This is a genomic window from Streptomyces blattellae (genome assembly GCF_009709555.1).
In the GTDB taxonomy this organism is placed as follows: domain Bacteria; phylum Actinomycetota; class Actinomycetes; order Streptomycetales; family Streptomycetaceae; genus Streptomyces; species Streptomyces blattellae.
The window spans coordinates 1-11,554 of the sequence record NZ_WJBG01000241.1; the positions used below are offsets into that span (position 1 = coordinate 1).

Annotated in this window: 11 protein-coding genes; 3 read left to right on the plus strand and 8 right to left on the minus strand. The window is 68.4% G+C overall.

All coding sequences use genetic code 11. The annotated features are described in order from the left end of the window. Window positions 1–81: 81 nt before the first annotated feature. Window positions 82–1,512 (plus strand): IS66 family transposase, encoded by a 1,431-nt coding sequence (tnpC, locus tag GFH49_RS35410; RefSeq protein ID WP_155054304.1) that lies wholly within the window; start codon window positions 82–84, stop codon window positions 1,510–1,512. A gap of 27 nt (window positions 1,513–1,539) precedes the next feature. On the opposite strand, the gene GFH49_RS35415 is transcribed toward tnpC, so the two are convergent. Next, window positions 1,540–2,250 (minus strand): TniQ family protein, encoded by a 711-nt coding sequence (locus GFH49_RS35415; protein ID WP_155060156.1) that lies wholly within the window; start codon window positions 2,248–2,250, stop codon window positions 1,540–1,542. A gap of 14 nt (window positions 2,251–2,264) precedes the next feature. Continuing rightward, complete coding sequence (locus GFH49_RS35420; protein WP_328288316.1) at window positions 2,265–3,131, minus strand: TniB family NTP-binding protein; 867 nt, start codon at window positions 3,129–3,131, stop codon at window positions 2,265–2,267. Between the two features lie 95 nt (window positions 3,132–3,226). Here GFH49_RS35420 and GFH49_RS39595 point away from each other — a divergent pair, with 95 nt between their 5' ends. After that, entirely contained in the window at window positions 3,227–3,595 is a 369-nt protein-coding gene (locus GFH49_RS39595) for a transposase (protein WP_196218237.1), read from the plus strand. A 3-nt stretch (window positions 3,596–3,598) separates the two neighbouring features. On the opposite strand, the gene GFH49_RS35430 is transcribed toward GFH49_RS39595, so the two are convergent. Continuing rightward, a complete protein-coding gene (locus GFH49_RS35430) occupies window positions 3,599–5,035 on the minus strand; it encodes an NF041680 family putative transposase (RefSeq protein WP_155060157.1) in 1,437 nt (478 codons plus the stop codon). Window positions 5,036–5,208: 173 nt separating this feature from the next. Here GFH49_RS35430 and GFH49_RS35435 point away from each other — a divergent pair, with 173 nt between their 5' ends. Then, window positions 5,209–6,216 carry an IS3 family transposase gene (locus tag GFH49_RS35435; protein WP_196218238.1) on the plus strand — a complete coding sequence of 336 codons (1,008 nt, stop codon included), beginning with the start codon at window positions 5,209–5,211 and terminating at the stop codon, window positions 6,214–6,216. Window positions 6,217–6,245: 29 nt separating this feature from the next. Here GFH49_RS35435 and GFH49_RS35440 read toward each other — a convergent pair whose 3' ends face one another. From GFH49_RS35440 to istA, 5 genes are all read right to left on the minus strand, one after another. After that, the gene (locus tag GFH49_RS35440) at window positions 6,246–6,653 is read right to left on the minus strand and encodes a hypothetical protein (RefSeq protein WP_230396683.1); all 408 of its coding nucleotides are present in this window, start codon (window positions 6,651–6,653) and stop codon (window positions 6,246–6,248) included. Further along, the gene (locus tag GFH49_RS35445) at window positions 6,650–8,938 is read right to left on the minus strand and encodes a transposase (protein WP_155060159.1); all 2,289 of its coding nucleotides are present in this window, start codon (window positions 8,936–8,938) and stop codon (window positions 6,650–6,652) included. The genes GFH49_RS35440 and GFH49_RS35445 overlap by 4 nt, the downstream gene beginning before the upstream one ends. After that, complete coding sequence (locus tag GFH49_RS35450; RefSeq protein ID WP_230396684.1) at window positions 8,938–9,126, minus strand: hypothetical protein; 189 nt, start codon at window positions 9,124–9,126, stop codon at window positions 8,938–8,940. Before GFH49_RS35450 ends, GFH49_RS35445 begins: the two co-directional genes overlap by 1 nt. Before the next feature lie 75 nt (window positions 9,127–9,201). After that, a complete protein-coding gene (gene istB, locus GFH49_RS35455; protein ID WP_155055342.1) occupies window positions 9,202–9,972 on the minus strand; it encodes an IS21-like element helper ATPase IstB in 771 nt (256 codons plus the stop codon). Beyond that, window positions 9,969–11,417, minus strand: coding sequence for an IS21 family transposase (gene istA / locus GFH49_RS35460; RefSeq protein ID WP_155055341.1), 1,449 nt, complete (start codon window positions 11,415–11,417; stop codon window positions 9,969–9,971). The genes istB and istA overlap by 4 nt, the downstream gene beginning before the upstream one ends. Between the last annotated feature and the right edge of the window lie 137 nt (window positions 11,418–11,554).

An 11,554-nucleotide genomic window follows, 5' to 3' on the forward strand; every position in this document is an offset into this window, starting at 1 on the left:
GTAAGCATTCAGCAGGTCGTGATCGGCTTCGCTGTCTGACGATGTGACAGGTTGCGGGTGGGTGCGGCAGGATCCGTGGTCATGTCGTCGGGGTGGGAGTCTGCGTCGCGTGAGGACCTCCTCACGGTGATCGGGCTGCTCCAGCGACAGAACGAGGAGCTGGCCGCGGCGAATGAGCGGTTGACGGCGCGGGTGGCAGAGCTGGAGCGGCGGCTTGGCCGGAACTCGGGGAACTCCTCGATGCCACCGTCCTCGGACACCTTCGGTCGGCCGGAGAAGAAGCCGGTACCGAAGAGCGGCCGCAAGCGGGGACGCCAGCCGGGTGCCGACGGATCTGGGCTGTGCATGGTCGCTGATCCCGATGTCACCGAGGACCACCTTCCAGCGGCCTGCACCGGGTGCGGCCGGGCGCTGGGCGAGGACGACAGCATCGGCTTCGAGCGCCGTCAGGTCCGTGACATCCCGCTGACCACGGTGAAGGTGACCGAGCACCGGGCCCATCGCTGCCGGTGCGCGTGCGGGACGGTGACCGCCTCGCCGATGCCCGGCCAGGTCGCCCGATCGCCCTCCTCCTATGGCCCCAACCTGCGTGCCCTGGCCGTCTACCTGCTGGTCTTCCAGCACATCCCCGTCGAGCGGACCACGATCCTGATCCGGGACGTGACCGGGGCCGAGGTCTCCACCGGCTGGGTCGCCTCTCTGCTCCCCGAGGCCGCCGGCCTGGTCGAGGACTGTCTGAACCTGATCCGTGCCCTGCTGATCATGGGACACGTGCTCCACGCGGATGAGACCACCACCCGCATCGGCACCACCCGGCGCTGGCTCCACGTGGCCTGCACCGACTTCCTCACCCTGCTCCACCTCGCCCCGCGCTCGCGCGCCGGAGCAGATGCCGGCAAGGTGCTCCCGCACTACCGGGGCGTCCTGGTCCACGACTCACTGTCCCTGTATGCCGGCTACGACTCCTGCACCCATCAGCTGTGCGGAGCCCACCTGATCCGCGAACTGACCGCCGCCGAAGAGGACTTTCCCGACCAGAAGTGGCACCAGCAGATCCGCTGGGCCCTGGCCGGACTGAACACCCAGGCCGTACGCGTCCGGAACCAGGAGACCGCCGAGATCACCCCCGGTGCGCTCCTGCTGCACTGCGAAGCGTTCCACCAGGGCATCAAGGTCGGGCTCAGTCTCCATCCCAAAGTGCCGGGCCGGAAGCAGAGCCCGGCCCACAACCTCCTGACCCGGCTTCGCGATCAGGCCCACGACGTCCTGCGCTTCGCCGACGATCCCCGGCACGTGCCGTTCACCAACAACTGCGGCGAACGGGCCCTGCGTCCGGTCAAGACCCAGCTGAAGATCTCCGGCTGCCATCAGTCCGACACGGGCGCGACGGCCTGGCTCGCCGTGCGCTCCTACCTCGACTCCGCCCGCAAGCACGGCCTGACCACCTTCGAGGCCATCCACCGCGCCTTCACCGGCAAACTCTGGATGCCACCCATCGCACAGACCACCTGACCAGCCACTCTCACCGACCGTCACCGATCAGGCCCATTCCTTCTGAATGCGTACCTTCTGGAAGCGGAGGATGTCGGCAGTCGGTTGTGGCCGGTCGCGCCCAGAGTCGGTGAGGTGGTCGAGTCTGCCGGCGCAGGCGAAAGACTTCCTCCTCGGCGTCTGCGCGTTGACCGTCCACCGGCATTGCGCTGGATGCAGCGTGTGGTCGTTGGCCCGTTGGATGAGAGGTCCTTGCGCGTCGTGCGGCTGACCGCAGTGCGGGCATTCGGCCTCCAGATAAGTCTGATGCTCGGTGCAGGCGAAGACGATGGGCAGGTGCCAGAGCTTGAGCCAGGGCCCGCTGTGCCGTTGCTGAACATCAGTGCCGTCGCCCGCCAGGCAGGAAGGGCAGAAGCGGGGCGAGCCGACGTAGAGCCATGCGTCTGGCCTCATCAAGCGTCCTGGGGCGGACAGGGACCGGGTGATCGGCGGGTAGCGGTCACGCCACTGCGCCAGCGTCAGCGCGGAGACTTCCCTGGCCGTCTGTCCCGTGAGCCGGGCGAATGCGTCGATCTGAGGACTGGGAAGGTCCAGCAGCAGACTGCCGGGGAAGTGATTTGGGTTGGCGCCGTCCTTGATCCAGTCCGCCGCGCGAATCAGGTGGAGAGGCGAGAGGCCGAGACGGTGCCCAAGTCGCAGCATGTAGCTGACCAGGGACTCTCCGGACAGGGGTTCGAGGCTCCGGGGCAGTGGATGCATCGTGGCTTCACCCGTCAGACGCCTGCGCGGGCAGCCGGGCCGGCGTCATCGAAGACAGTGTTCCGGGGGCGCTTCGCCGGCTTGGGGGTCTTGTCAGCGGTCGGAGGGTCGGCCGGGATCACGGGCTCGTCCGGTGCCTGTTCGGGCGCATCCCGTCGGAGCACGATCTCGTCCAGCAGGCTCTCGTCGATCAGTTCCTTCCCGGACTCCATGGCCTCTTGAGCACCATCTTCGAGCAGGCGTCCCAGCAAGCCGATGACACCGCCGGTGCGACGCATCAGGTACTCCGGCATGGCGCCGGCAGTGAGCATGCCCGCCTTCGCGTTGAAAAGCCGCAGGTGCTGCTCGATTCCCTCCAGATGATCGACGAAGCCCTGGATCTGCTCCGGGGTGGTGTAGCGGAAGCGGTCGATCTCGATGAGCTCGAAGCGGTGCTCGGTCTGGGTGATCTCCAAGCCGTGGATGCGGGTCGACTCCAGCGGCGGCATTTCCCACTGCCGGGTCTTCTTGTTCCACGTGGCCTCGCGAAGCAGCCCAGTGCCGGGGATGTTGACGCCGGTCAGGATCAGGGTGACGTCCAGGCTCATGAAGGCCCGCATCAGGTCGAGGACGTCCTGATCGTCGGCTCTGTGCATCCGCAGCCGGCTGATGTCGTCCAGGATCAGCGCTTTGACGCCGTGGTCATGGAGGGAGTCGGCGACCTGCCGTACCAGTTCCGGCAGCGTGGCCGACTTGCGGGTCTGGGCGCGGAAGAAGGCCAGGATCGATGCGCAAAGGCTCTTCGGGGTCGCGGTCACCGGGGTCGAGACATAGACGACTGGCGCATGAAGGTCCCGAGTGCCCGGAACAGCCCCAGGGTTGAGGTGGCTGTGCAGTTCCAGCCACTGGTCTTCGAAGACCCCTCTCTGACAGCCTCGGCTGAGACACCCGGTTTATCGGGTTAGTCTGGATGGGCGAGACAGGAGATCCCTTCAGCATGGCCAGCACCACCCCTATACCCGCCGGTGACGATCCGGCGCCGAAGCCGAAGCGGCGGACGTTTTCCGCGGAGTACAAGCTGCGGATCGTTGCCGAGTACGACGCCGCCCCGGCCGGGGAGAAGGGTGCGATCCTGCGGCGTGAGCGGCTGTACCACTCGCACGTGATCGAGTGGCGCCAAGCCCGGGAGGCCGGCGCGCTGGATGCCCTGGTCGACCGGCGGACATCGGCGGTGCGGCCGAAGAAGGCGACCGAGCAGGCCGAGCTGGAACGGCTGCGCAAGAAGGTCGCACGGCTGGAGAAGGACCTGGCCCGCCGGGACGCGGCCCTGGAAGTCATGGGAAAAGCCAACGCGCTCTTGGCTTGAGATTTAACCCTTCTTCTTGCGTGCCTTGATCGCTGGTGTGCCTGTTTTGCGAAGTTCGGATCCGAGTCGGTGGCGTGGAGCTGGGGTGTTCTTGCTGCCCGGTGGGCGTCCGGGGCCGGGGTGGCTGGTTTTCGGCAGACGGGCCGGGGTCCCCAGGCGATCACGCACGTGTCGAAATGCGCGGCGGACCCGGTAGGGCGTGAGCGGCTTGCCCGGTCGGGGCCGTCGCTCCCATGGTCGGCGCAGGTCGGTGGCCAGGTCGCGGGCGAGGCGGAGTTGGACATAGGCGGCGATCAGCAGCCAGGTCCAACGGACTGCCTGCTCGGGGTGCCGTAGCCGGGCGGCGGTCCAGCCGAGCTGGGACTTCATCAGCTTGAAGGTGTGCTCCATGTCGAAGCGGCGCAGGTAGGCCCGCCAGCACACGTCCAGGTCGGGAGCTTGGGGGCCGGAGTGCCACAGCCACAGGGTGCGGTGCGGGCTGCGGCCGTCAGGCAGCCGTTCGACCCGCACCTCGATGACGGTGCCCTCGATGATCGGCAGCCGGGCGAACAGCTCGGCCCCCAGACGGGCGAAGTAGCCCGCACGCTGCACCTTCTGGTGCATGTGGTGCCAGGCGCGGACCTCGACCCGCCCGTAGTTGGCTGTGTCGGGCACGATCAGCATCTGGTCCGGGCGGCGCAGGTTCACCTTCGCGGCGAGCTCGAAGCGCTGGCCGTGCACGCCGTTGCGGCCAGGGCCGGGCTTACGGGGGCCAGGCCGGCCGTCGTAGTAGACGCGGTCGCCGGCGATCCGCACGAGCGTCTGGACCTCCAGGTCCCCCAGGGCGTGGGTCAGTGCAGTGGCCGCATACCCCTGGTCCAGCACGAACAGCGGTGCCGGTCGCCCCGCCAACGTCTGCCTGCCCAGCCGTCCGGCCAGGTCGCGGATCTGGTCGGCGGTCGAGGTCACCGGGCAGGACCCCTCCGCTATGCGGCGGGCGTCGACCGGCAGCGTCCAGGACGAGCTGCCCCACTCCAGGCCCGTCACCCACTGGAACTCCCAGCCCGGCACGACCTTCCGGTCGCCATCGCACCGGCACGGCGCGTAGTGCAGGCCCCGGTCGGGCGAGCACTCGGCGTTCGGCCTCGGGAAGGTCGTGGCGTCGATGCCGAAGATCAACGGGGCGTCGGGCGGCAGTTGGTCGGCCAACAGGTCCCGCAGCCGCTCCTCGTCGATGGCGCCCTCGGCAAGCGCGTCATACAAGGCTCCATGACCCCGGCGGAACACGGGCGCGAGCGACAACTCGACCAGGGAGGTCACAGGCCCCTCGGCGCAGATCGCGGCATCCGCCAGCTCGAACAGCGCGTCCGCCCGGGCATCCAGGCAGCCGTAGAACCGATCACGGAACCGGGACAATGCAGACAGCGTCTCGACGTCGGCGTGTTCGTGCAGCAGACTCACCTCTACGGCCTTCGGGCGATCGGTGTCGACTTCAGCGAGAAGACACGATCGCGCGAAGGCCGCCCTGCTGTCCGGGGAATCCCGGAACCAAGCCAAAGTGGATCTTGAGTTGGATAAATCTCAAGCTTGGAACTGCTCTCCGAGAGCGCGGACTGAAGCACGCCGCCGCGCCCGTGATCGACGAAGCGTTCGCGGGTGTCCGGGGCCAGTTGGGGACCACAGCGGCCTGCCGGCTGACCGGGCGCTCACGCGCCACCCACTACCGTCACATCAACCCCAGGCCGAAGTCCGCACCGTCCCCAAGACCCACGCCCGCTTCGGCCCTCTCGCCGGCCGAACGGGCAGAGATCCTGGCGCTGTTGAACCGGCCGGAGTACGCCGACCTGCCGCCCGCGCAGGTCTGGGCGCGTGAGCTGGACGCGGGGAACTACTGGTGCTCGGAGCGGACGATGTACCGGATTCTGTCCGCCGCCGGGCAGAACGGCGAACGCCGCCGCCAGGCCACCCACCCGGCCAGGACGATCCCCGAGCTGACGGCGACCGGCCCCTCGCAGGTCTTCACCTGGGACATCACGAAGCTGCCCGGCCCGGGCAAGGGCATCTGGTACCACGCCTACGTCATCATCGACATCTTCAGCCGCTACATCGTCGGCCACACCGTCGAGCGGGCCGAAACGGCTGAGCGGGCCGAGGAATTGATCCGCGAGACGATCGAGCGCAACGGCATCGTGCCCGAGACGGTGCACGCGGACCGCGGCACCTCGATGACCAGCAAGAAGGTGTCCCAACTGCTGATCGACCTCGGCATCACCAGGAGTCACTCGCGCCCCAGGGTCAGCAACGACAACCCGTACTCGGAAAGCCAGTTCAGGACCACGAAGTACGCTGCCGACTACCCGGAACGGTTCGATTCACTGGCCCATGCCCGGGAGTGGATGGACGCCTTCATCACCTACTACAACCACGACCACAGACACTCCGGGATCGGCCTGCACACCCCCGCCTCCGTCCACTTCGGCACTGCAGAGGAGGTCCGCGACCAGCGGGCCGCCGCTCTCGCCGACGCATACGAACGCCACCCCGAACGCTTCGCCCGCCGCCCGAGGCCACCCGCGATACCCGGCCAGGTCTGGATCAACGACCCGGCGAAACGCAGGCAACCCGAACCACAAGGTTCATAGCACCGCGAACGTCTCATTTGACTTGACAACTACCGGACGGCTCCGGCTGAGATGACAGACGCGGTTTTGCCGTAGTTGCCCCAGCCGCTGATCATGACGCCGGCGCGGGTCGGGTCGTTCTTCTTCCTCGTGTTGCCGCTCAACCGGCGCCGGATCAGCCTGCCGACCTTGTCGTGCATGGGGGTGTCCTGCAGTGGGAGGTTCGCGTTCGTCAGCTCTCGGTAAAGGTCGTAGTCGTACTGGCGGCTCTCGGGAAGCATTGACCACTGCTTCGGCGAGATGACGGAGGCAGGGACGAGGAGATCGCAGTGGGTGCGGTAGTGCTGCCAGCCGGCGTAGGTGTCGAGGGACGGGCAGCTGCCCAGGATCAACTCGGCGATCCTGGCTCGTGAAGGCAGGCCCTCCACCGAATCGTCGTGAGAGAGAGCTTGGGTCACGTGTCGTCCTCCCGGACCGTTGTGGCGGCTTCCGAGCCGTCGGGAGGCGGAAGCCGGAACATGCGGCGCCGGTTCAGGGCTGCGTGCAGGGTTGCCGGAGCGACGGGCCTGGTGCCGGCGAGTGCTTCTTCGCGTCGTCGGCGCCGGTCGGCGTCGACGACGTGGTCGATGGTGCGGGCGTGCTCGGCCCAGGCCACGGGCATCTCCGCCGGGACCTGCTCGTTTGCGGGTGCCGGTGCGGCGGGGCGGTCGGCCGCAGCGGCCTGTGCTCGGGTGATCTCGCGGGCCTGGGCGACGCGCCGCTTCTTTCCGGCCTTCTTCTTGGTCTGGCTGGGCCACTGGTCAACGGGGGTGACCGAGCCGAGGATCCCCAGCAGGTGCTCCAGGAGTTCGCTCTCGGAGTGGATCCTGATGTTGTTCGCCTTCACGTGCGCCAGAAGGGCGCCTGCGGTCTTGTCCGAGAAGGCGGGGATCTCGCCGTCGGGCGGCAGCCCTCGCCAGCGCAGGATGTGCCAGGTCTCATGGTCGGCGTGGTCCTGGAGGAACACCTGTCGGCGGTCCCTTCGGTCGCTGCGGACCACCCATTGGCGCGCGTGCTTGCCGCCTCGGGCGGAGGGCTGCTGGAACCGCGGCTCGTCGAGGATCGGGTCGTGATACCAAAGCCCGAGGATCTTCACGCCGCGACGCGGATGGATCTTCACGTGGTGCTTGCGCAGGACCTTGTAGTAGAGGCTCGGTTCGGGGAAGTCCAGGTCGAAGCCGCCCTGTTCCATCGCCGCGGCGAACAGCGTGTTGGGGCTGTGATCCTCGCCCGGTGCCCAACTCGGGGCGTATTCGCCGAGTTTGCGGTTCTGCCAGATCTGGACGATCCAGGTCGCGATGATGTGCTCGGCCTGTGCGAGCGTGAGGCTCGCATCGCGTTCCGGGTCGGCCCCGCGGTCCGCGACGTCACCGCCGGTGAAACCCAGCAGGTGTTCGAAGAGCATGGTCTGGACGGTGAGGAACTGGCGCTCGACCGCGAACTTGTCGGTCTGGCGCAGGACGCGGGCAGGAAGGATCCGGCAGCCGATCTCCCGTTCGGCCTCCACCAGGTCGTGGTTCTTGTAGGGGCCGCCGTGGTCGGTGGTGACCGTCTCCGGGGCGAAAAACGGCAGGGCGGCGACCCGGTGCCCGGTGAACTCGGCGATCACGTCGGCCGGAACCCCGGCGTAGGGCCACTCCATGTCCTCGCCCCACCCGTCCCGCATCGGAAGCGGCAGCATCACGTCCCGCAGCAGCATCGCGACATCGACCGAGGTGTCGGACTGCAGCGTCAGCCGGAAGGCCGGCAGCCCGTGCGTGTAGAGATCGAGCGCGAGGGTGAGCGTCGAGGTGACCGCATCACCGAAGACGGTCTCGCGCAGCTTCACCGGCATCGGAGTCGAGTCCAGCACCAGAACCTGGCCCGGCCGATGGACCACCACCCGGCCGGAGACCCCGGCCTCCGCAGCGGCCTCAGCCGTCCGCCCGTAACGAGGCCGGGCCCCACCGGGCCCGAACCACTCCTCCCAGACCGTCGCGAACGTCCAGCGGGAAGGGATCTTCTCGGTCGGGAAGGCCGGGAACCGCTCGCGCATGTACTGGTGCATCAACCGGTGCCTGGCAGCCAGGCTCAGGCCGGCGCGTTCGCGGCACTCGGACTTGACCGCGAAGATCGCCTCCCGGACCTCCTCGGTGATGCTGCGGTGCCCGCTGCGTCGCCGTGTCCAGCGCCCGTCCGCGCAGGCCAGCAGGAGACTGTCGCCCGACAGTCCCGACAGACGCATCAGTGTCCGGTAGCTGAGGTGCTGCAGGCCGAGCCGGACCGCCTCCGGACGGGGCAACGCCTCCATCTCCGCAGCCTTCGAGCGGCGGCGCTCGGTCAGCGTCGTGCGGTCCGGGTCGTAGGCAGGCCGGGGCTCACCCGGCAGGGCCCGAGCCGGGTGGCCCTCCCGGAACCCCGTCTCGGCTTCCAGCACGTGCGCAGCCCGCAGCCGGGCCCGCTCCAGCTGGTCCTTTGTCAGGTCAGCCAGGGTCCTCGGCTGCTGAGCGACTGGCGACGGGGGCCCCGACGCTTCGGCCTTCGGCAGGAGCCGCAGGTCGGGATGGTTGATGAGCCAGCGGAACGAGCGGGTCTCCGCGCGGCCGTCGTCGTCCGTGAGGACGAGCCGGCCGTACTGACCGTGGACGGCTTCGATCGTCCACTCGACGCCGTTGAGCGCGACCCGCCTGCCCGGTGCGATCTGCAAGAAGCCCCTGGCTGCCATCACACCGCCCAGATCAGCGAGCTGTCCCGCAAAGGACTGCCCAGGTCAACGCCGAGCTCGCGCTGCCAGAGCAGCCGGACGATGTTCGCCCGGCCAACGGCAGGCACGCTGGTCGAGTCCGCCAGCTCGCAGAACGTCATCATCCGTCCCGGCTGCCCGCCGATAGCGGTGAGCAGTTGGTCCCGCATGCCGAGCAGGTGTCCGCGTACCCCTTTGTATGTCGTGAGGGGTACGCGTAGACGTGTCGTTCTGGCCGTACCGGGTCAGGCCACCTGCTCGTTCTCCTGGAGGGCGGCGAGGCGGTTGCGGAGCCGGTAGCTGGAGCCGTTGATCGTGATGACCTCGCAGTGGTGAAGGAGCCGGTCAAGGATGGCTGTTGCCAGTACCTCATCTCCGAACACCTGTCCCCATTCTCCGAAGCTCTTGTTCGAGGTGAGGATGATCGAGCCCTTCTCGTAGCGCTTCGAGATCAGCTGGAAGACCAGGTTGGCCTCGGCGCGGTCCAGGGGCTGGTAGCCGATCTCGTCCACGACCAAAACGTTCGGGCGGGTGTAGGTGCGCAGGGTGCCGGCGAGGCGGCCGATGGTGTCGGCGCTCTTGAGCTTGCGGACCATGTCGTCCAGCGTCGTGAAGTAGACGGAGAACCCGGCTCGGCAGGCGGCGACCGCGAGGGCGACTGCGATATGCGTCTTGCCCACCCCGGGTGGGCCGAGCAGGGCGGCGTTGCCCTTGTCCTCCACGAAGGACAGCGAGGCGAGGTCTTTGACCCGGCGGGGGTCGAGCTCAGGCTGGAAGGAAAAGTCGAAGTCGTCCAGCGTCTTGTGGTGCGGCAGCTTGGACAGCCGCAGCGCGCTGCGGAAGCGGCGCTCGTCGCGGTGGGCGGCCTCCTCGTCGAGGACCAGGTCGAGGAAGTCGAGGTAGCCCATGGAGGCTTCCTCGGCGCGGCGGGCGAAGGCGTCGAGCTGTTCGGGCAGGTGAGTCAGGCCGAGCCGCTGGGCGGTGGCACGGATGCGGGTGGTGACCAGTTCGTTCAACGGTCTTCCTCAACGGCTCGCAGACGGGCGGGAGATGGGGCGGGGTGGGCGTGGGCGAGTTGTTCGTAGAGTGAGAGCGGGCGGCGCTCGACCGCGACAGCCGCGGCAGCGTTGCGGGTCAGCAGCGCCTGCAAAGGGCCTGTGACCGGGGTGGGAGCGGAGCGGTGCAGGGGCACGACGGTGCCGCCCGCCGGCTCGGAGTCTTCGTGGCTGATGGTGACGGCGCGGGTGTGGCCGTCGGGCAGGCCGTCCCAGTGCGCCTCGTCAACGACGCGCTGGCGGGGACGGCAGGCGCGGGGGTGCTCGGCGAGGAGGTCGCGTTTGAGCCCGTCCGGGCCGACGGCGTGAAGGGTGACACTGTCTGCGGTGGCGCGGACCTCGACGAGCTGGCGGAAAGCGACCTTGCGGGCGGGCACCGAGTACAGGCTGCCGTTGAAGGAGACCAGGCAGTCCTTGCCGACGTGGCGCCACTCTCGGTGGGCGGGCAGGTAGTCGGTGGCCGGCAGCGGCTTGAGGGCGGCGTGGTCGCGGCGGGCGCGGAAGCCGATGATCTCGCCGTGGGTGGCGTGCACCCGGGCGCGGCGCAGCGGCACCCAGGCCAGGAACGCGGCGTCCAGTTCTTCGATCGAGGAGAAGGAGCGGCCGGCCAGCACGTGGTCGCGCACGATCCGCACTTGCCGCTCCACCCGGCCCTTGCCGGTGGGCCGGTAGGCGGCCAGCACGTCCGGTTCGAAGTCGTAGTGCCCGGCGAAGGCAACGGCCTCCGGATGCAGGGGGACTGCCTTGCCCGGCGCGACGTGGCGACGGACCACGGTCTTGGTGCGGTCGTAGACGATCGTCGCGGGCACCCCGCCGAAGTGCGCGAACGCGGCCCGGTGGCAGGCGAAGAAGGTCTCGATGTCCTGACTGGTGGTGAAGCAGCAGAACGGGTCGCGGGAGTACGACAAGGTCATGTGGAAGGAGTAGACCTTCTCGATGCCCATGTGGGCGAGGACCTTGCCCTCGTCGCCCCAGTCGACCTGAGCCTGGCTGCCTGGGATCACTTCGAAGCGGCGGTGCAGCCGTCGCATCTCGTCCACGGACATGCCCAGCTCGGCCGCGATCCGGGGGCGGGCCTCCTGCAAGTACAGCTTGACGCGCTGGTAGCTGCCGGTGAAGCCGTACTCGGCCACCAGCCGCTCGTGCACCACCGTGCCTTTGATCAGCAGCTCGGCCCGGAGCATCGCATCGATGACCGCAGCGAACTGACGGACCATCTGAGCCTTCTGACGTACCGGCCGCGCGGCCGCCTTCGGCGGCCCGTCCTCCACACCGTCGGCCAGGTACTTCTTCACCGTCCGCCAGTCCAGACCGGTCTCCCGGGCGATCTCCGCCAGTGTCGCCCCGGCCTCCAGCAGACCACGCCACCGACGCAACTCCAGCCAGCGTTCCGCATCCAGAACCATCCGGCACCCCGCAGCACAACCGACGCCATCAACGCCGCCGAGCCTGGCCGAGACACCTCACTGACGCGACCGACACGTGCACACAGACCTACACATCTACCCGTACGCACTCATGCACATCTCGTCGTACCGCGACA